Raw genomic sequence first — 18,731 nt, 5'->3', positions numbered from 1 at the left:
AGCCGCCGCAGACCGAAGCCATCGACGAGGAGCCGTTGGACTCGGTGATTTCCGAGACCACGCGCATGGTGTAGGGGAAGTCTTCCTTGCTCGGCAGCGCAGCGATCAGTGCGCGCTTGGCCAGACGGCCGTGGCCGATTTCGCGGCGCTTGGGGCTGCCCACGCGACCGGTTTCGCCGGTGGCGAAGGGAGGCATGTTGTAGTGCAGCATGAAGCGGTCTTCGTAGTCGCCCGACAGGGCGTCGATGCGCTGCGCGTCGCGGTCGGTGCCCAGCGTGGCGATCACCAGGGCCTGGGTTTCACCGCGGGTGAACAGGGCCGAGCCGTGGGTGCGCGGCAGCACGCTGTTGCGGATCTCGATGGCGCGCACGGTGCGGGTGTCGCGACCGTCGATGCGGGGCTCGCCGGCCAGGATCTGGCCACGCACGATGCCGGCTTCGATGTTGAACAGCAGGCCTTCGATGGCCACGCTGTCAAACGCCACGCCCTCTTCCTTCAGAGCGGCCATCACGTCGGCGTAGGCGACGCGGCAAGCCTGGGTGCGGGCCTGCTTGTTGCGGATCTGGTAGGCGGCTTCGAGCTTGGCCTTGGCCAGGCCGTCGATCTTGGCGATCAGGGCCTCGTCCTTGGCCGGCTCCTGCCAGTCCCATTCGGCCTTGCCGGCGTCGCGCACCAGCTCGTTGATGGCGGCGATCGCGATGTTGCCCTGCTCGTGGCCGAACACCACGGCGCCCAGCATGATTTCTTCGGACAGCTGCTGCGCTTCGGATTCGACCATCAGCACGGCGGCTTGCGTGCCGGCGACAACCAGGTCCATCTGGCTGTTCTGGCGCTCGGTCTGACCCGGGTTCAGCACGTACTGGCCGTTGATGTAACCCACGCGGGCGGCGCCGATGGGGCCGTTGAACGGGATGCCGGAGATCGACAGGGCGGCCGAGGTGGCGATCATGGCGGCGATGTCGGCGTCCACTTCCGGGTTCAGCGACACGGTGTGGATGACGACCTGGACTTCGTTGAAGAAGCCTTCGGGGAACAGCGGACGGATCGGACGGTCGATCAGGCGGCTGGTCAGGGTTTCAAATTCGCTGGGGCGGCCTTCGCGCTTGAAGAAGCTGCCCGGGATCTTGCCGGCGGCGTAGGACTTCTCAAGGTAGTCGACGGTCAGCGGGAAGAAGTCCTGGCCGGCCTTGGCGTCCTTCTTGGCCACGACGGTGGCCAGCACCACGGTGCCTTCGATGTCGAGCAGCACAGCGCCGCTGGCCTGGCGGGCGATTTCGCCGGTTTCCATGCGGACCGTGTGCTGGCCCCACTGGAAGGTCTTGGTGACTTTGTTGAACATGGTCATGTTGGGCTCCTTGAATCCACCCGGCTTGTACAGGGCGGCTTGGCGTGCAGATCACTGCACAAAACCCGGAAAAACCAGCCAGAACACGATGCCATTCCAGAGGTGCTGAACGCGCCGCCAGTGCGGCTCAGCTCCTTTGGAATGACACAGCTTCGCTCTGCGCTTGCCTCTCCGGAATCAAAAATGGGCCGCAACAAACAAAAATCGCCCGAGCCAGCGAACCAACTCAGGCGTTTTGCGTGTCACGGCAAGCTCGGCAATTTACTTGCGCAGGCCCAGCTTGGCGATCAGGGCGACGTAGCGGTCGGCGTCCTTGGACTTGAGGTAGTCCAGCAGCTTGCGGCGGCGGCTGACCATGCGCAGCAGACCGCGACGGCCATGGTGGTCCTTGGCGTGCTGCTTGAAGTGGGGGGTCAGTTCGTTGATGCGAGCGGTCAGGATGGCCACTTGCACTTCAGGACTACCGGTGTCATTGGCAGCGCGGGCGTTGTCGGCCACCACAGCGGCTTTGACGGTTTTTTCGATCATGGTGATTCCAGTCAGGTTACGTGCGACCCACCGCAGCCATCCCCTTCAAGGGGTGCCGCAACGGGCGTGAAGATGCCACCTATGAAGATGGCAACCGCGAATTATAGCCCAGCGACGTTGGCAGACGGGCGCTGGTTCTGGTCCAGCCAGGCGCGCAGGCGCTCCACCCCCTGCACCAGGCGCTGCGGGTCGCGACTGGCGAAGCACCAGCGCAGCCAGCCGGCGGCTTCGGGGCCGAAAGCGCTGCCCGGCGCCAGCCCCAGGCCGGCTTCGCGCACCAGGCGCTTGGCGGTCAGCAGGCAGTCGTCGTGCCCGGCCAGCCGGAAGAAGGCGTACATGCCGCCCCGCGGCTCGGCCAGCTGCACCCCCGGGATGCCGCGCAGCAACGGCACCAAGGTGTCGCGGCAGGTCTGCAGGTGGCGCACCAGCGGCAGGGTCACCTCGTCGCCCCGCTGCAGCGCCACGGTGGCGGCGCGCTGCACGAACACCGGCGCGCAGGAGGTGTTGAACTCGATCAGCTTGCCCACGGCATGGGTCAGCGCGGAGGGCAGCACCAGCCAGCCCAGGCGCCAGCCGGTCATGAGGAAGCTCTTGGAAAAACTGTGGGCGACGATCAGCCGGTCGTCGGGCTCTGCCACGTCCAGGAAGCTGGGCGCAGCGCCGTTGGCCGAATCGCCCGCGAAATACAGGCGTTCGTACACCTCGTCGGCCAGCACCCAGGTGCCGGTGGAGCGGCAGTGCGCCAGGATGGCCGTCTGCTCGTCGCGGCTGAGCGTCCAGCCGGTGGGGTTGTTGGGGGCGTTGACGACCAGCAGCCGGGTCGCCGGGGTGATGGCGGCCAGCAGCACGGGCAGGTCCAGCACCCAGGCGCCGGCACGGTCGCCCGTCGGCACCACCGTCAGCGGCACGGTCTTCACGGTCGCGCCCATGATCAGCGGCTGCGCCACCAGGTTGGGCCAGGCGGGGGTGACCACCACCACCTCGTCGCCCGCCTCGACCAGCGCCTGCGAGGCCAGCATCAGCCCATTGACGCCCCCTGACGTGACCGCGATGCGGTCGAACCAGTGGTCGGTGGCCCGCTGCGGGTGCAGGCCGTGGGTGTAGCCGGCGATGGCGTGGCGCAGTTCGGGCAAGCCGAGGTTGTGGGCGTAAAAGGTCTCGCCGGCCTGGATCGACGCCACGGCCGCTTCGCGGATGAAGTCGGGCGTGACCTCGTCGCTCTCGCCGAACCAGAACCTGAGCACATCGCTGCGGCCCATGCCCGCGTTGGCCACCTCGCGGATGCGCGACTCTTCCAGACTCTCGACCACTGGCCGCATAAAAAACTCCTTGTTCAGGCGCACGTTCCGGCCCCTTCCAAGGCCAGCGTGGAACCGCCCTTCGACAGGCTCAGGACGGGCCACAGCTGGCGCCCCCCTGGAGGGGGCGGCAGGGGGGTCAACGGACCATGTTACAGGTGTGCGGCTGCTCGGCCTGCTGGGGCGAGAGCTGGCGGATCACGCGGAAGCCGTAGCCCGAGCCTTCCACGTCGAACTTCACACCCGGCGCGCCCTGCCGGTCCATCACCGCCACCGCCAGCGGCTGCTGGAACTGGTGGTCGGCGGCGCGCATGCGGGCGCTCTGGCCGGCCAGGTGGACCTGGGTCTTTTCCAGCTGGGCGGCGATGTCGGCCGCGTTCACCGACCCGGCCTTTTCGATCGCCTGCGCCAGCGACTCGATCATCAGCTGCATGCGCATGTGCACGTAGTCGTCGGCCGGGTTGGGGAAGCGCTGGCGGAACGACTGGTAGAAGCCCTCGGAAGCTTTGCCCGGCACATTGGGGAACCAGTCGGCCACGGCCACCACCTTGCCGATGCCCGCGTCGCCGATGGCCGCCGGCGCGCCCAGTGCGTTGCCGTAGAAGGTGTAGAAGCTGCCGTCGAAGCCGGCCTCGCGCGCCGCCTTGACCAGCAGGGTCAGGTCGTTGCCCCAGTTGCCGGTCAGCACCGCCTGGGCGCCGCTGGCCTTGATCTTGGCGGCGTAGGGGGCGAAGTCCTTGATGCGGGCCATGGGGTGCAGCTCGTCACCGACGATCTTCACGTCCGGGCGCTGGGCGGCCAGCTGCTGGCGCGCCTCGGCCAGCACAGCCTGGCCGAAGGAATAGTCCTGGCCGATCAGGTAGATGCCCTTGAGGGCCTTGTCTTCCTTGACCACGCTCATCAGCGCGCTCATGCGCATGTCGGCGTGGGCGTCGAAGCGGAAATGCCAGTAGCTGCACTTGGCGTTGGTCAGCACCGGGTCAACCGCCGAGTAGTTGAGGAACACCACCTGGCGCGCCGGGTCGCGTTCGTTGTGCTTGTTCAGGGCGTCGATCAGGCCCGCCGCGGCGGCCGACGAGTTGCCCTGGGTGACGATGGCGATGTTCTTGTCGATGGCCGAGCGCAGCGCGGACAGGGCCTCTTCGGTCTGGCCCTTGCTGTCAAAACGCACGATTTCCAGCGGGCGTGCCCCCCCTTGCGACGCTGGCAGCTTGACGCCGCCGCGGGCGTTGACGCGTTCGGTGGCCCAGACCAGGTTGCGGTAGACCGCCTCGCCGGTGTTGGCGAAGGGGCCGGACAGGCCTTCGATCATGCCGATGCGGATGGGTTCGGCGGCCGTCTGGGCCTGCCCCGTGGTGGCCGACAGGGCGCTGGCCAGCAGCGCCACCAGCACGCCGCGGCGCGCCAAGGTTTCAACGAATGTCATCTCGGTGTCTCATTCCATGGTTCAGCGTCGCGGGTCGTCCGGCCCAGGGCCCGACAGTCACCTGCGCGACAGGTAGGCGGAGTGTAATTCCTAATTACAAAGCGTACCCCACCCCGGTATGACCTCGGCCCGGAAGGTGTGGGGCCGCCGGCGAGGCCGGGCGGGGGACGCAGGACGCGCTCATGAAAGAGCGCAGCACGGGCAGTCACGCGGCCTGCGCGCCACGCGCGCGGCTGGCCGGGTGTATCGCACCGGCTCAGGCGGCGGCCAGCTCGGTCAGTGGCCAGCGGGGGCGGACGTTGAAGTGGTAACCGCCACCACCGGACAGATCGGCCAGACCGGCCTGCACCCGCAACCCGGCGGCCAGCGCGATCATGGCGCCGTTGTCGGTGCACAGGTGCAGTTCGGGGTAGTGCACGCGGACCTGGCTCAGGGCGCAGACGGCGTTGAGCTGTTGTCGCAGCAAGGCGTTGGCCCCCACCCCGCCCGCCACCACCAGACGGTTCAGGCCGGTGGCCCGGAGCGCGGCGAGCGATTTCTTGACCAGCACCTCCACGATGGCGGCCTGCACGCTGGCGGACACGTCGGCCTTCTGCTGCACGGTCAGCGGGTCGGCCAGGTGGGCCGTGGCCGGGCCGTCCGGCGACGCGTGCGCCAGGCGCTTGACCTGGGTCAGCACCGCAGTCTTGAGGCCGGCGAAAGAAAAATCGAGGTCGCCGCTGTGCAGCAGCGGACGCGGGAATTTGTAGGCCGTGGCGCTGCCCTGCTGCGCCAGTTTTGACAGCGCCGGCCCGCCCGGGTAACCCAGGCCCAGCAGTTTCGCGGACTTGTCGAAGGCCTCGCCGGCCGCGTCGTCGATGGTTTCGCCCAGCAGCTCGTAGCGCCCCACCCCGTCCACCCGCATCAGCTGGGTGTGGCCGCCCGAGACCAGCAGCGCCACAAAGGGAAACACGGGCGGATCGGCGCTCAGGAAGGGCGAGAGCAGATGCCCTTCGAGGTGGTGCACACCGACCACCGGCTTGCCCAGCGCCATGCCCAGGGCGCAGGCCACGCCCGAGCCCACCAGCAGCGCACCGGCCAGGCCGGGGCCACGGGTGTGAGCGATGACGTCCACCGCCGAGAGCGGCAGCCCCGCCTGCGCCATGACGGCGTCGGTCAGCGGCAGCACGCGGCGGATGTGGTCGCGGCTGGCCAGCTCGGGCACCACACCGCCATAGGCCTGGTGCATCTCGATCTGGCTGTGCAGCGCGTGGCCCAGCAGGCGCGGCGTGGACGTGCCACTGGCATCGACCAGGGCCACACCGGTTTCGTCGCAGGAGGATTCGAATCCCAAAATCAGCATGGCCGGGAGTGTACGGGGCGCTCTGCGGACGAAACCCCAAAACTCTGTCGCACAAGACTGACCGGCGCGCGTGTCTGGTCGAGGATGCGGCGGAACTGGCTTCGCCAGGCCGCTCGCATCGCCCCCTTGGGGGGGGGACGCGAAGCGGCGCGGGGGGGACTACTTCAACGGATAGCGCGCCAGCCGCTGCGTGTCCAGCAGCCGGATCTCGCGTTTGTCCACCTCGATCAGGCCGTTGTCCTCCAGCTCGCGCAGCACCTTGGAAAAGTATTCCGGCGTCATCGACAGGCGCGAGGCGATGGACGCCTTGCTCACCGGCAGCTGCACGCTGGCGGCTTCACCGCCGTCTTCCGGCAGGTCGCGCATCAGGTAGCCGATCACGCGTTCGACGCCGCTGTGCAGCGCGTAAGCCTGCACGTCGTTGACCAGGCCGTGCAGCCGGCGCGACAGGCCGGCCAGCATGCGCATGCAAAAGCGCGGGTCGTGGGTGATCTCGCGCAACACCGCTTCCTTGCCCACGCTCACCAGCAGGCAGTCGCTCAGGGCCTGTGCGTTGATGAAATAAGGCTTGTCGGTGAACATCAGCGCCTCGGCAAAGCTGTTGCCCGGGCCGACGATTTCGATGATCTTCTCCTGCCCGGCCGGCGAGATGGCGAACAGCTTGATCTGCCCGGTGACCGCGACGTGGAATTCGTTGCAGCGCTCGCCCAGGTGGAACACATCGTCCCCACGGGCGAGCTGGCGCAGCTTGCTGCCGGCGGCCAGGCGTTGCAGCTCGGGCGGCTGCATTTCCTGGAACAGGGGCAACATCGAGAGGTAGCGGGGGAGGTCGAATCGTTCCAGGTCCATCGGGCGTTCACAGAAGCGGGTGCGGCGCCGGTCGGCACCGACCCACGCAAAGAAAGAACTGTACGCCCTCGGCCTGACGCCGTCAGCGCCCTGCGTTTTGCAGAAAGCGCGTGTACACCAGCGACAGGCGCTGCACCAGGTCCTGCGGGCGGTGCACCAGCGCATAGCCCTGCTGGCCGAACAGCGCGGGCAGGTAGTCGTGCGCGGTCTCGTCGATGGTGATGCAGAACGGCACCAGGCCGGCGTCGCGCGCGGCCTGCACCGCGTGGCGCGTGTCCTCCAGGCCGTAGCGGCCCTCGTACACGTCCAGGTCGTTGGGCTTGCCGTCGGTCAGGATGAGCAGCAAGCGCTGGCGTTCGGGCCGCTGCGCCAGCCGCGCCGTGGCGTGGCGGATGGCCGCGCCCATGCGGGTGTAGTAACCGGGCTTGATGGCGCCCACCCGGTCGCGTGAGCGCGGGCCCCAGGGCTCGTCAAAGCCCTTGAGCTGGTGCACGCGCACGTTCTGCCGCCGCACCGACGAGAAGCCCAGCATCTCGAACGGGTCGCCGCTGGCGTGCAGCGCTTCGCCAAACACATAGAGCGCGTCGCGGATGACGTCGATCACCCGCGCGGTCTGCGTGGCGTAGGCGTCGGTCGACAGCGAGAGGTCGGCCAGCAGCAGCGTGGCCAGGCTGCGTTCGCTGCGCACGCGGCGGGTGAACACCGCGGGCGATTCGCTGCGCGGGGCGGCCGCGGCTTCCACCGCGTGGCGCACCCAGGCGTCCAGGTCCAGCTCATCGCCGTCGGGCTGGGCGTGCAGGCGGCCCATGCCGCCGCGCAGCACCTCCATGCGCCGGCGCACGCGGCGGGCGGTGGTGCGCAACGCGATCGGCGGCTCAAACGGGGGCGGGTCGGTGTGCACCAGGGTCTGCAGTGCGCAGTGGTCGGCGATCAGCGCGCCCTTGCGCCAGTCCCATTCGGGCAGGCGGATGCCGGGGCCCAGCGGCCGGTCGTCGGCGGCGGCGCTGGGCAGGTCCAGGTCGAACTTCACGCGCGAGGCCGTGGTCTGGCCGTCGGGCGCGATGGCCAGCACGTCCATGTCGTTGGCGGCGTTCAGCGCGTTGCCGTCCTCGTCGTCGTCGCTGGCGCGGTTGACCTTGATGAACTCGCCCCAGGACAGGATGGACTCGGCGCGGAAGAACATCATCAGCGGCGCCTTGTCGCGTTCGTCGACCACGGCCTGGGCGCGGCGGCGACGGGCGTCCTGCGTGGCGCCGGGGCGCTGTGCACCGGCGTCGTCGGGGTCCTGGTCGCGCGACACGGGCTGGGTGCTGGCGGCGGCGGTGGTGTCCAGCCACATCCAGACCGGGGCCACCTCGTCGGGGCGCACGTCGCAAGGAGCGTCGCCGCCCTGCCCGGCCGGCCAGGTCCCGCTCAGGGCCAGCTGCACGCGGCGCTCGGCCTCGGCCGCGCGCCCGCGCAGGCGCGCCGGGTCGGGTCGCAAGGCGCGTTCGGCCGCCAGCAACTGCGCAAAACGATCGGCCAGGCCAGGGAACAGGGGCAGCACCCGCTGTTGTGCGGCCTGGTTGTCGGCGATCCAGTCACCGGTCGGTTCGATGTGGGCGGCCAGCGCGGCCAGCCAGAGGTAGAGCGCGCGGTTGAGCGCCGGGTCGGCGTGCACCGCGATGCTCGGCGGCAGCGACAGCGCCTCGGGTTCGAGCCGGCCGGTGGCCGCGTGCGTGGCGGTGCCGGCCACGCGCTGCACCCAGTCGCGCGCGCCGCCCACGCGGCGTTCGCTCGCCGGGCTCAGCCGCACCGCGTGCGCGCCGCCGGCGGCGCGGAACATCAGCGCCAGCGTGCGCTGCACCTCGGTCAGGGACACCGCCGCCGCGTCGTGCTGGCGGTGCGCCGCCCGGCGGATGAAGCGGTCCCACTGTTTGCCAACCCACTCTTCCATGTCAATGCTCCGATTCCACAGATACAACGTTGCCCGCTTGCGGCACACGCCGCAGAACCGGCTGTGCCGGGCTGCCGGTGGGGTCCCCCTTGTCAGGGGGGAAGACGCGAAGCGGCGCAGGGGGGTGTTCGAGTTCGCGTTCCGCCTTGCGTTGCCGCAGGGTTTCACGCACCGCGTCGACGCCGACCTTCCATTCCAGCAACGGCGCCTGGGTCTGTGCGCTGCGCGTTTCTCCACAAGAATCAAGGCACTGGCCGCACTGCACGCACGAGAACATCATGCGTTTGATGTTGCGCGGGTGCAGGCGCATGGGGCAGCCGTTGTCGCAGGCCGAGCCCTGCGGGTAAGTGGCGGTGGTGCAGGTGCGGCAGTCGCGCGCCTGGTCGCGGTCAAAGGCGACCACCATGCCCTTGGGGTTGGCCATCCACACCAGGCTCTGGAACAGCCCCACGGCGCAACCGAAGCGGCAGAACAGGTGGCGCGCGAAGGCGAATTCCAGCGTGAAAACGGTGCTGCCAGCGACCAGGAACCGCGCCTGGTTGGGTGTGAGCGTGCCGGCCTGCAGGCCGCCCCAGATCTCGGCCGGCGGCAGCAGGTAGGTCAGCAGCGTGATGGCCCACAGAAAGCCGAACACCGCGCAGAGCGTGAAAAACACCGGCCACCAGCGGGCCGAGGGCTTGACATTGGCGCGCAGGGTGCGGTGCTTGTCCCACAGGCTGAGCTTGCCGCAGGCGCGGTGCAGCGCGGTGTTGAGCGTCTCCACCAGCGTGAAGTGCGGGCACAGCCAACCGCAGTAGAGGCGGCCGTATTTCCAGGCCACGGCCAGGAAGGCCACGATCAGCACGATGGCCGGTACAAAGGCGCGCAGGAAGATCTGCACCGCGGCCTGGTTGGCGCTGATCTCGCCGGCGCGAAAGGCATCGATGCCCAGCGACCAGCGCTGCCCCAGCACCCAGAGCTGCGCCTCGTGCAGATCGAAGCGCAACAGGTTCAGCGCGGGGGCCAGCAGAAACAGGGCGAAAAAGCCCAGCTGGAAGAAGAGGCGGCGGCGTTGCATGGGGTGTGACAAAAGGAGGAGAAGCGCAGCGCCGCCGCTGCAAACGCAAAATCAGGTGCCGAGCACGGCGGCCACCACTTCGTCGAGCGCGGTGGCGGTTTCATGGTCATCGGTCAGCGCATCGACGATGGCCGAACGGCACGCCACGCGCAGCGGCAGGCCACTGGCCACCAGGCGCGCGGCCATGACCAGCAGGCGTGTGCTCACGGTTTCTTCGAGGTCGTGGTCGGTCAGACGGCGCAGCGCCTCGGCCAGACGCACCAGTTGCCCGGCCAGCTCGGGCGTGACGCCCGCCTCGGCCACCACGATGCCGCGTTCCACATCGGGCGCGGGGTAGCCGAAGGTCAGCGCCACGAAGCGCTGGCGCGTGCTGGGCTTGAGGCTCTTGAGCAGGTTCTGGTAGCCCGGGTTGTAGCTGACCACCAGCATGAAGCCCGGCGGCGCGACCAGCTGTTCGCCGGTGCGTTCGATGGGCAGCACGCGGCGGTCGTCGGCCAGCGGGTGCAGCACCACGGTGGTGTCCTTGCGGGCTTCCACCACCTCGTCGAGGTAGCAGATGGCGCCGCCGCGCACCGCGCGGGCCAGCGGGCCGTCGGCCCACACCGTGCCGCGCTCGCCGATCAGGTGGCGGCCGACCAGGTCGGCCGCGCTGAGGTCGTCGTGGCAGCTCACGGTGATGAGCGGCCGGCCCAGGCGCGCGGCCATGTGCTCCACGAAACGGGTCTTGCCGCAACCGGTGGGCCCTTTGATCAGCACCGGCAGGCGCTGGCGGAAGGCGTGCTCGAAGAGCGCGACCTCGCCGGCCTGTTCGGCGTAGAACGGGGCATTCACCAGATGCTGCTGTTCACTGTGGTCCATGGCCGTGTCCTCGGGGCATCAGGCGCGTTGTGCAGGGCGGGCACCGAGCACACCACCACCAGCACTCGTCAGGGTCTCGGCGCGCACCGGCTCGCCACCGATGAAGAAGCTGGCGAAATAGGTGAACTGGCCGATCAGGAAGATCACGCCACCGGCGATGCGGGTCCAGTAGAAGAAGCTCAGCTGGTCCTGCGTGGCCATGAAGCCCATGGCGCCTTCGGTGGGCATGCGTTGCAGCCACACCTGCAGGATGCCGGCGCCGGTCAGGGCCAGCACCATCACGGCCATGCCGATGGTCATGATCCAGAAGCTCCACATTTCGGTGGACTGGGCCTTCTGGCTGTTGGCAATGCGACCGCGCAGCGTGGGCATGGCGTAGCTGATCAGCGTGATGACCACCAGCACATAGGCCCCGTAGAAGGCCAGGTGGCCGTGGGCGGCGGTGATCTGCGAACCGTGGGTGTAGTAGTTGACCGGGCTGAGCGTGTGGATGAAGCCCCAAAGACCGGCGCCCAGGAAGCCCATGACCGAGGTGCCCACGGCCCACAGCACGGCGGCCTGGTTCGGGTGTTCACGGCGGCGGCGCTGCACCATGTTGAAGGCGAACACCGTCATCATGAAGAAGGGAATCGGTTCCATGGCCGAGAAGATCGAGCCGATCCACTGCCAGTAGCCGGGCAGGCCGATGAAGAAGAAGTGGTGGCCCGTGCCCAGGATGCCGGTCATCAGCGCGAAGGCGATGATCACGTACAGCCACTTGTCGATCACTTCACGGTCCACACCGGTGGTCTTGACCAGCACATAGGCCAGCAGCGCGCCCAGGATCAGTTCCCACACGCCTTCCACCCAGAGGTGAACGACGAACCACCAGTACATCTTGTCACGCACCAGGTTGTGCGGGTTCACGAAGCTGAACAGGAAGAACAGCGCCAGACCCCACAGGCCCATCAGCAGCACCACCGTGATCGCCGTCTTGCGACCCTTGAGCACCGTCATGGTGATGTTGAACAGGAAGGCCAGCGCCACGATCACGATGCCGATCTTGGTCGGCAGCGGCTGCTCCAGGAACTCGCGCCCCATGGTCTGCAGCAGGTCGTTGCCCGTGAGTTCGGCCAGCTTGGCGTAGGGCAGCGTGAGGTAGCCCACGATGGTCAGCGAACCGGCGGCCAGGAAGACCCAGAACAGGATCTTGGCCAGCAAGGGCGAATACAGCTCGGTTTCCGACTCCTCGGGCACCATGTAATAGGCGGCGCCCATGAAGCCGAACAGCAGCCACACGATCAGCAGGTTGGTGTGGACCATGCGGGCCACGTTGAAGGGGATGTAGGGGAAGAACAGGTCTCCCACCACGTATTGCAGACCGAGGGTGATGCCGAAGATCACCTGCCCGGCGAACAGCACCATGGCGGCGATGAAATAGAGCTTGGAGACCGACTGGCTCTGGTACTTGAGTGTTGCGATGGTCATGGTGTTTCTCCGATCAGCCTTCGATGTTGGGCGGCCACTGTTCGGTGTTGATCTCGCCGGTCCACTTGAGGAACTCGACCAGATCGTTGAGCTGCTGCTCGTTCAGGTTGAACTGCGGCATCTGGCGGCGGTGCGGTGCGCCGGTGGGCTGCGCCTGCATCCAGGCCTTGATGAAATCGCCCCCGCGGCGCTTGTAGACATTGCCCAGCTCGGGCGCGAAGTACGCGCCTTCGCCCAGCAGCGTGTGGCAGCCGATGCAGTTGCGGGTTTCCCAGATCTTCTTGCCCGCCACCACCGCGGGGGTGATGGCCTTGGCGTTGGAACGCTCGGGGATGCGGCTTTCCGTGTCGAACACGATCACCGCGAACAGCAGCGCGAAAAACATGCTGCCTCCGTAAAACATATTGCGGGCCATCTGCTTGGTGAACCCGCTCTGACTCTGGCTCATGGAACCCTCCATCGGTTGCGATGGGGGAATCCTCCTTTTTTGCTCGGGTATCGTCCTTGAACTGGTTCAAGGAACGGTGCATAAGGACCGTTCACAGTGAAGCCCTGATGGAACCGAACACCCCCCACCCCGAACTGCATGCCGCCGTGATGGCCGCCCTGGCCACCGTGGACGACCCCGAAATGGGCGAAAACCTGGTGGACCTGGGCGTGGTCGGCACCGTCCGCATCGACGGCAACGCCGTCGCCGTGACCCTCATTCCCACCAGCGCCACCTGCCCCATGGCCGACGTGATGGTGGACGACGCCCTGACCGCCGTGCAGCGCGCCTGCCCGCCCGGCACCACCGTGGACGTGCAGATGGACTGGGACACCGAGTGGTCGCCCGAGCGGCTGGCCCCGGCGCTGCGCGCGCGTTTCGGATGGTGACCCCGACCCGCCCGGCGCGCGCGCCCGATCCGCCGCCCCTGCCCCGCTGGGCCATCGCCGTGGCCGCGCTCATGGCCATCGCCAACCTGCTGGGCGCCGTCGGTGGCGGCCTGGTGCGGCTGGGCACCCTGCCCGCGCAGGGCATCGGCCCCACCGGCGCGCACGCCATCACGGCCCACGGTGCGGTCATGATGGCCGGCTTCTTCGGCGCCCTCATCGCCCTCGAACGCGTGGTCGCGCTGCGCCGCGGCCTGTGGGTGCCGGCGCTGGCCGCGCTGGGCGGCTGGCTGGGCTGGGGCGCGGGCCAGTGGACCGTCGCCGGCGGGCTGTGGGTGGCCTCGGCCGCCGGGCTGGTGTGGCTCTACGCCTGGGCCGGCACGCACCGCGCCATGTCGCTGCCGCTGGCGGTGGAAGCCAGCGGCGCGCTGGCGTTGCTGGTGGCCAACGCCGCGTTCACCCTGGGCCAGGCCGAGGCCGCCCGCATCGGCTGGAGCGCCTTCCTGGTGCTGACCATCGCAGGCGAACGGCGCGAGCTGACCCGGCTGGTGAAGCTGCCGGCCTGGGCCTCAAAGGCCTTTCTGGCCGTGTGGGCGGGCTCGGTCGCCGCGGTCCTGCTCGCGCTGCTGCGGCCCGATCTGGCGCCAACGCTGTGGTGGACCACGATGGCCCTGCTGGCCGCCTGGCTGCTGCGCTGGGACGTGGCCACGCGGCAATGGCACGCCAAGGGCTGGGCCGGCCACACCGCGATCTGCCTGGTGGTCGGCTACGGCTGGCTGGCCGCGGCCGCGGCGCTGGGGCTGCTGGGCCAGACGGTCGCCTGGCACGCGCTGTGGCTGGGCTTCGTCATGGCCATGGTCTTTGGCCACGCGCCCATCATGTTGCCGGCGCTCGCCGGCTGGCGCCCCGAACCCACGCGCTGGGCGCTGCTGCCGCTGGGCCTGCTGGGGGCGAGTCTGGCGCTGCGGGTGGCGGCTTCGGCCACGGGCTGGACGGCCGGACTGGCCATGGCCGGCGCCGGCCACGCGCTGGCGTTCGTGCTGTTCGGAGGGGTGATGGTGCGGGCGGTGCGGCGCGGGCGCTGATCAGCCGCGCAGCCCCACACCGACCAGCGCGATCACGCCCAGCACCACCGCCAGCCAGCCCATGACCGCACGGCGCCACAGCGCGGGGGCGTGGCGCAGTTCCATGTAGTCCAGCGCGATCAGCGCGCCCTTGAAGGCCGCGAGCGCCAGCACTGCCAGGGTGGCGGCGGTGCCCAGGTGTTGCCCACCGACGGCGGCGCCCTCGCCCAGCCACCAGCTCGCCAGGGTGGCGAGCGCGAGCAGCGCGAAGACGGTGTCGGTTTTCGTGAATCGCATGACGGACCTTGGGTTCAGCGGATGACGTAGACCAGCGGGAACAGCACCATCCACAGCAGGTCGACCATGTGCCAGAACACCGCGCCCGACGCCGGCCCCATGTGGTGGGACCGGCCATAGGCCCCCGAGCGGGCCTTGCGCCAGAGCACGGCGAACACGATGGCGCCCACCACCACGTGCAGGTAGTGGAAGCCGGTGAGCAGGGTGTAGAGCAGCGTGAAGGCGTTGGTGGCCCAGTCGAACCCGGCCTGCACCTTGCCCACGAACTCGTGCGTCTTGACGACGAGGAAGCCGATGGCGCCGGCCAGTGCGGCCAGCAGCCAGTGCGCGCCGAGGTCGCCCCGGTCGGCTTCAAACGCCCGCACCGCGCGCACGGCCGCCCAGCTGGCCGCCACCAGCAGCAAGGTGTTGAGCGCGCCGGTGTGCAGGCTCAGCGCGGCCTGGCCGGGGGCGAACACGGCGGGCTGCAGATGGCGCGCGACCGCGAACGATACGAACAGCAGGCCGAAGGTCAGCAGCTCGGCCAGCACCAGCAGCCAGACGATGCCGTCGCCGGCCAGGCGCGGGGCGACTGCTCGCTCAGCCACGGTGCGAGCCCTTCGAACGAAGGTGGAGCGAGCGCATATCCGGAGCGCGTGCCTGATCCCAGGGCGGCCGTGGAACCGGCTTTGCCGGGCCACTGGCTGCGTCCCCCTGCGGGGGAAGCCGCGCAGCGGCGCAGGGGGGCCTCCTACCTTTCAATGTGACGTGCCTTCCGAGCGCGTGATCTTGTTCCACACGTTGTACTTGCCGACCGGCTTGCTCATGGGCAGGCGCTTGACTTCCTTGAGCGTGGTGGCGTCGTAGACGATCAGCGCGCCGTCCATCTCCCACACGCTGGCCAGCGCGTACTTGCCGTCCTTGGTGAATTCGATGTGGGCCAGCGTCTTGCCGGGCTCCTTCACCGTCGCCACGGGCTGCAGTGTGGTCTTGTCGATCAAGGTCATGGTGTCCTTGGCGGTCGGGCTCATCATCGAATCGGTCCAGGCGTAGCGGCTGTTCTCGTGGCTGCGCATGAAGAAACCGGGACCGGGCGTGGGGATGGTCGCCACCGGCTTCCAGGTCTTCATGTCGATCACGTCGATGGCGCCCCCCTTGAGGTTGGGACTCGCCAGCACGGTGCTGCCGTTCCAGGCGAAGGTGATGCCCGAGCCCAGGTGCGGCATGCCGGCAATGGGCAGGTCGGCGATCTTGCGGCGCGCGTCAAGGTTGACGACCTGCGCGGTGGCGGCGCCGTCGCCGGTCTTGGGTCGCGTGGCACCCAGCACATGGCGGTAGCTCTGGTCGAAGAAAAAGTCGTCCAGCGGTTCGTCCAGCGGGGTGCGGCGCACGCCCAGAAAGCCCGGCTTGGCAATGCCTTCGCCCATCTTGTAGTCGTGCACGTAGCCGTCGAAGATCGGTGCGGCCTGGGGGTTGTATGAGATTTCCCAGAGCTCGGGAATGTCCTTCAGCGCGACCACGAAGCTGTGGCGCGGCGTGGCGTCGTACACCGCCGAAACGCGCGACGTGGCCTTGCCGTCCAGCGTGGCGGCGGCGTAGGTCTTCTGCAGGTTCAGGTCGGCGTCGAACAGCACCACGCTGTGCGGCAGGTAGTTGGCCGCCATGATCCATTTCCCGTCACCGCTGACCGCCACGTTGCGCATGTTCAGGCCGGCGCGCACCTCGGCCACCACGCGCAGGCGCCAGAGGTCGTACTTGGTGATCCAGCCGTCGCGCGAGCCGAAGAAGACGTAGCGGCCGTCGGGCGTGAACTTGGGGCCGCCGTGCAGCGCGAAGCGGCTGGCAAAGCGGGTGATGACCTCGAACTTGTCACCGTCGAGCAGGCTGATGTGGTGGTCGCCGCCCTCCACCACCACAAACAGATTCATGGGGTCGGCGGACCACAGCGGCTTGGCCACCTCGCCCGCGGGCGCGGGGTTGAACGTGCGCGAGGCGCGGATGTCGGCCTCGGCCCACACGGGCGCGGGCGACACCGGGGTGCGGATGTGCGCGGCCAGGGCGGCGATGTCGGCGGCGCTGAGCTTGTCGGCGAAACCCGGCATCTGCGTGGCGGTGCGGCCCTGCGTGATGACCTTCAGCGCCTCGGCCGGGCGCAGGCGCTCCAGGCTCTCGGGCAGCAGCGCCGGGCCCATGGCGCCGGTGCGCTGCGCGCCGTGGCAGGCGGCGCAGTGCTGGGTGTAGAGCGCGCCGGCGTTGGGCGTCGTCGCCGGGGCGGTCTGCGCGGCGGCCATGTCGAAGCCCATCCAGAACAGGCCCAGCACCAGCGTGGCGCGGGCGAGGTTGGCCATCCCGTCGCGGATCGCGCGCTTCGTCGGGGCGTCAAGCATGGTCGGCCTCCTGCTTGAGGATGTGCACCTTGCGGAACGGCGTGAGCGCGAGGCGCTCCGCGTCGCTGCCGGCCACGGCGCCGATCTCTTCGTCGGTGAGGTAGCAGCCCGGGTCTTCGGCCCAGGGGTTGCCGGTCAGCTGCTGGGCGCGGGTGCGGGTGTTGCCGCCGCAAATGGCGAAGTGCTGGCAACTGGCGCAGCGGCCTTGCACCGGCCGCGGGTGCGCCTTCAGTCCGGCCATCAGGGGCTCGCTGGTGTCGCTCCAGATCTGTGAGAACGGGCGCTGGCGCACGTCGCCGATGGTGTGGTGCCACCACATGGTGTCGGGGTGCACGTGGCCGAGGTTGTCGATGTTGGCCACGTTCACGCCGCTGCTGTTGCCGCCCCAGGCCAGCAGGCGCTCGCGCAGCGCGTCGGCCCAGCGCGGGTAGCGGGCCTGCACCCACTGCAGCAGGTAGGGGCCGTCGGCGTCGTTGTTGCCGGTCACGTATTCCTCGTCCAGCCCGTCGCGCGCGGCCTGCCAGGCGCGCTCGAACAACTGGTCCAGCGCCTGGCGCGTGGCCAGGTGCTGCGCGTCCTGGCCGCGGTGGATGTTGCCGCGGCCGGCGTAGTTGAGGTGCGAAAAATAGAACTTGTCCACCTGCTCGCTGCGCATGAGTTGAAGCAGCGGCGCGAAGTCGTGCGCGTTGAGCGCGGTCATGGTGTAGCGCAGGCCCACCTTCACGCCCCGTTCGCGCAGCAGGCGCACGGCGGCCAGGCTGCGGTCGAAGGCGCCTTCGAGCCGGCGGAACTTGTCGTGCGTGGCGCGCAGGCCGTCCAGGCTGATGCCCACGTAGTCGAAGCCCATCGCAGCGATGCGGTCTGCCATGGGGGCGTCGATCAGGGTGCCGTTGGTGGACAGGCCGGTGTAGAAGCCCATCGACTTGGACCGCTGGGCGATGTCGAAGATGTCGGGCCGCATCAGCGGCTCGCCACCGGAGAGGATGAGCACCGGCACGCGGAAGGCCTTGAGGTCGTCCATCACCGTGATCACTTCGTTCCAGTCCAGCTCACCGCTGTATTCGTGGTCGGCCGAGAGGGCGTAGCAGTGTTTGCAGGTGAGGTTGCAACGGCGGATCAAATTCCAGATGACCACGGGACCGGGCCGTTGGCCCGGCGCCACGCCGGCGTCCTGGCCGGGTTGCTGGCGCACGCGCGGCGCGGGCGTGGGGTAGCGGCCGGTGTGTTCGGCTTCGGCGATTTCGCGCATGTACTGGCTGATGCGAAACATGGTGTTCAGCTTTCAGAGAGCCGCAATCCGGTCTTTTTCAGGATGGCGGTCGAATAAAGAATGTCGCGGGCGCGGCAAGCGTCGCCCAGCAGGGTGGCGATCTCCTGCGCCTGCTGCTCCACCTCGTCGCGCGAGCGGCCGTGCAGCATGGCGAACAGGTTGTAGGGCCAGAAGTAGCCCCCTGCCGCCGCGCTTTGCGCTGCGTCTCCCCCCGAGGGGGGCGAGGCATCTTGGGAACGGCTCGGCAATGCCTTCGGCAGCGCGCGGGGGCGGCGGTAGCAGTGGCTCACGCCGGGCAGCAGGCCGATGCGTTCGCCGAACTGATCGACCACGTCGTCGGCCACGTCCCAGACGCTCATGCCGTTGGCGGTGAAGCCTAGGCGGTAGTGGTTGGGCACGGCGCCGATGCGGCGGATCAGCCCCGCGTCCAGCATGGCCTGCAGGCGCTCGCGCACCTGTTCGCCGCTGATGCCCAGCGTGGCGCCGATCGCTTCGTAGGGCCGCGGCACCAGCGGCAGGCCGGCCTGCGTGGCGCGGATCAGGCGGCGGTCGAGCTCATCGAGTGCCATGGGCGCCCCCTTCGAACAACGGAAGTTTCAGCTCCACAAAGAACTCGCGTTCCTTGGGGAAGGCGTACACCGGCAGACCGGTCGTGGCTTCGATGCGGGCGAGCACCGCGCCGATCCGGTCGGCCGCTTCCACCGCCAGCACGAACCACATGTTGAGCGGCGTGGCGCCGGGCTGGTCCGGGTGGG

18 protein-coding genes and 1 pseudogene are annotated in these 18,731 nt (G+C 68.9%); 2 read left to right on the top strand and 17 right to left on the bottom strand.

The genetic code is table 11. The features are described 5' to 3' along the window. The 11 genes from RMP09_RS10680 to RMP09_RS10630 all read right to left on the bottom strand — a co-directional run. A partial coding sequence (locus RMP09_RS10680) for a polyribonucleotide nucleotidyltransferase (protein WP_310565961.1) occupies positions 1-1,345 on the bottom strand: 1,345 nt, incomplete at its 3' end. 261 nt (positions 1,346-1,606) lie between these two features. Next, positions 1,607-1,873, bottom strand: coding sequence for a 30S ribosomal protein S15 (gene rpsO, locus RMP09_RS10675; protein ID WP_066254793.1), 267 nt, complete (start codon positions 1,871-1,873; stop codon positions 1,607-1,609). A gap of 101 nt (positions 1,874-1,974) precedes the next feature. Continuing rightward, a complete protein-coding gene (locus tag RMP09_RS10670; RefSeq protein WP_310565960.1) occupies positions 1,975-3,192 on the bottom strand; it encodes a pyridoxal phosphate-dependent aminotransferase in 1,218 nt (405 codons plus the stop codon). A 118-nt stretch (positions 3,193-3,310) separates the two neighbouring features. Further along, positions 3,311-4,597 carry a branched-chain amino acid ABC transporter substrate-binding protein gene (locus tag RMP09_RS10665; RefSeq protein ID WP_310565959.1) on the bottom strand — a complete coding sequence of 429 codons (1,287 nt, stop codon included), beginning with the start codon at positions 4,595-4,597 and terminating at the stop codon, positions 3,311-3,313. A gap of 256 nt (positions 4,598-4,853) precedes the next feature. Further along, on the bottom strand, positions 4,854-5,939 hold the full coding sequence (gene tsaD / locus RMP09_RS10660; RefSeq protein WP_310565958.1) for a tRNA (adenosine(37)-N6)-threonylcarbamoyltransferase complex transferase subunit TsaD: 1,086 nt from the start codon (positions 5,937-5,939) through the stop codon (positions 4,854-4,856). Positions 5,940-6,098: 159 nt separating this feature from the next. After that, positions 6,099-6,788, bottom strand: coding sequence for a Crp/Fnr family transcriptional regulator (locus RMP09_RS10655; RefSeq protein ID WP_310565957.1), 690 nt, complete (start codon positions 6,786-6,788; stop codon positions 6,099-6,101). Positions 6,789-6,870: 82 nt separating this feature from the next. Next, a complete protein-coding gene (locus tag RMP09_RS10650) occupies positions 6,871-8,724 on the bottom strand; it encodes a nitric oxide reductase activation protein NorD (protein ID WP_310565956.1) in 1,854 nt (617 codons plus the stop codon). A 1-nt stretch (position 8,725) separates the two neighbouring features. Then, a complete protein-coding gene (locus tag RMP09_RS10645; RefSeq protein ID WP_310565955.1) occupies positions 8,726-9,781 on the bottom strand; it encodes a 4Fe-4S binding protein in 1,056 nt (351 codons plus the stop codon). A 51-nt stretch (positions 9,782-9,832) separates the two neighbouring features. After that, positions 9,833-10,639, bottom strand: a complete 807-nt coding sequence (locus tag RMP09_RS10640; protein ID WP_310565954.1) for a CbbQ/NirQ/NorQ/GpvN family protein — start codon at positions 10,637-10,639, stop codon at positions 9,833-9,835. 18 nt (positions 10,640-10,657) lie between these two features. After that, positions 10,658-12,106, bottom strand: coding sequence for a cbb3-type cytochrome c oxidase subunit I (locus tag RMP09_RS10635; protein WP_310565953.1), 1,449 nt, complete (start codon positions 12,104-12,106; stop codon positions 10,658-10,660). A gap of 13 nt (positions 12,107-12,119) precedes the next feature. Then, positions 12,120-12,554 carry a cytochrome c gene (locus RMP09_RS10630; protein ID WP_310565952.1) on the bottom strand — a complete coding sequence of 145 codons (435 nt, stop codon included), beginning with the start codon at positions 12,552-12,554 and terminating at the stop codon, positions 12,120-12,122. Positions 12,555-12,661: 107 nt separating this feature from the next. On the opposite strand from RMP09_RS10630, the gene RMP09_RS10625 reads away from it, so the two are divergent. Together RMP09_RS10625 and RMP09_RS10620 are read left to right on the top strand one after the other, a co-directional pair. Continuing rightward, positions 12,662-12,982: a metal-sulfur cluster assembly factor gene (locus RMP09_RS10625; protein WP_310565951.1), complete on the top strand. Its 321-nt coding sequence runs from the start codon at positions 12,662-12,664 to the stop codon at positions 12,980-12,982. After that, complete coding sequence (locus RMP09_RS10620) at positions 12,979-14,064, top strand: hypothetical protein (protein ID WP_310565950.1); 1,086 nt, start codon at positions 12,979-12,981, stop codon at positions 14,062-14,064. The genes RMP09_RS10625 and RMP09_RS10620 overlap by 4 nt, the downstream gene beginning before the upstream one ends. Here RMP09_RS10620 and RMP09_RS10615 read toward each other — a convergent pair whose 3' ends face one another. The 6 genes and pseudogenes from RMP09_RS10615 to RMP09_RS10590 all read right to left on the bottom strand — a co-directional run. Further along, positions 14,065-14,340, bottom strand: coding sequence for a cytochrome C oxidase subunit IV family protein (locus tag RMP09_RS10615; RefSeq protein WP_310565949.1), 276 nt, complete (start codon positions 14,338-14,340; stop codon positions 14,065-14,067). It abuts the gene before it with no gap. Positions 14,341-14,354: 14 nt separating this feature from the next. Further along, the gene (locus RMP09_RS10610; RefSeq protein ID WP_310565948.1) at positions 14,355-14,927 is read right to left on the bottom strand and encodes a cytochrome c oxidase subunit 3; all 573 of its coding nucleotides are present in this window, start codon (positions 14,925-14,927) and stop codon (positions 14,355-14,357) included. Between the two features lie 150 nt (positions 14,928-15,077). Further along, complete coding sequence (locus RMP09_RS10605) at positions 15,078-16,667, bottom strand: cytochrome D1 domain-containing protein (RefSeq protein ID WP_409559715.1); 1,590 nt, start codon at positions 16,665-16,667, stop codon at positions 15,078-15,080. Between the two features lie 31 nt (positions 16,668-16,698). After that, positions 16,699-17,976: a heme d1 biosynthesis radical SAM protein NirJ gene (nirJ, locus tag RMP09_RS10600; RefSeq protein ID WP_310565947.1), complete on the bottom strand. Its 1,278-nt coding sequence runs from the start codon at positions 17,974-17,976 to the stop codon at positions 16,699-16,701. Between the two features lie 5 nt (positions 17,977-17,981). Next, positions 17,982-18,545 (bottom strand): Lrp/AsnC family transcriptional regulator, encoded by a 564-nt coding sequence (locus tag RMP09_RS10595; RefSeq protein ID WP_310565946.1) that lies wholly within the window; start codon positions 18,543-18,545, stop codon positions 17,982-17,984. Beyond that, a pseudogene (locus RMP09_RS10590) lies at positions 18,532-18,731 on the bottom strand (hypothetical protein); the annotation flags it as partial. The gene RMP09_RS10595 and the pseudogene RMP09_RS10590, both read right to left, overlap by 14 nt.

Source organism: Hydrogenophaga sp. (assembly GCF_031426985.1).
Taxonomy (GTDB): Bacteria; Pseudomonadota; Gammaproteobacteria; order Burkholderiales; family Burkholderiaceae_C; genus Hydrogenophaga.
The sequence above is the reverse complement of the archived record's forward strand: the minus strand, read 5'-3'. Positions and strand labels throughout refer to the sequence as shown.

Coding starts and splice junctions, on each gene's coding strand:
- RMP09_RS10635 (WP_310565953.1), bottom strand. CDS start 12,106: ATGACCATCGCAACACTCAAGTACCAGAGCCAGTCGGTCTCCAAGCTC.
- RMP09_RS10655 (WP_310565957.1), bottom strand. CDS start 6,788: ATGGACCTGGAACGATTCGACCTCCCCCGCTACCTCTCGATGTTGCCC.
- RMP09_RS10625 (WP_310565951.1), top strand. CDS start 12,662: ATGGAACCGAACACCCCCCACCCCGAACTGCATGCCGCCGTGATGGCC.
- RMP09_RS10615 (WP_310565949.1), bottom strand. CDS start 14,340: ATGCGATTCACGAAAACCGACACCGTCTTCGCGCTGCTCGCGCTCGCC.
- RMP09_RS10665 (WP_310565959.1), bottom strand. CDS start 4,597: ATGACATTCGTTGAAACCTTGGCGCGCCGCGGCGTGCTGGTGGCGCTG.
- rpsO (WP_066254793.1), bottom strand. CDS start 1,873: ATGATCGAAAAAACCGTCAAAGCCGCTGTGGTGGCCGACAACGCCCGC.
- RMP09_RS10650 (WP_310565956.1), bottom strand. CDS start 8,724: ATGGAAGAGTGGGTTGGCAAACAGTGGGACCGCTTCATCCGCCGGGCG.
- RMP09_RS10645 (WP_310565955.1), bottom strand. CDS start 9,781: ATGCAACGCCGCCGCCTCTTCTTCCAGCTGGGCTTTTTCGCCCTGTTT.
- RMP09_RS10595 (WP_310565946.1), bottom strand. CDS start 18,545: ATGGCACTCGATGAGCTCGACCGCCGCCTGATCCGCGCCACGCAGGCC.
- RMP09_RS10605 (WP_409559715.1), bottom strand. CDS start 16,667: ATGGCCAACCTCGCCCGCGCCACGCTGGTGCTGGGCCTGTTCTGGATG.
- nirJ (WP_310565947.1), bottom strand. CDS start 17,976: ATGTTTCGCATCAGCCAGTACATGCGCGAAATCGCCGAAGCCGAACAC.
- RMP09_RS10670 (WP_310565960.1), bottom strand. CDS start 3,192: ATGCGGCCAGTGGTCGAGAGTCTGGAAGAGTCGCGCATCCGCGAGGTG.
- RMP09_RS10630 (WP_310565952.1), bottom strand. CDS start 12,554: ATGAGCCAGAGTCAGAGCGGGTTCACCAAGCAGATGGCCCGCAATATG.
- RMP09_RS10640 (WP_310565954.1), bottom strand. CDS start 10,639: ATGGACCACAGTGAACAGCAGCATCTGGTGAATGCCCCGTTCTACGCC.
- tsaD (WP_310565958.1), bottom strand. CDS start 5,939: ATGCTGATTTTGGGATTCGAATCCTCCTGCGACGAAACCGGTGTGGCC.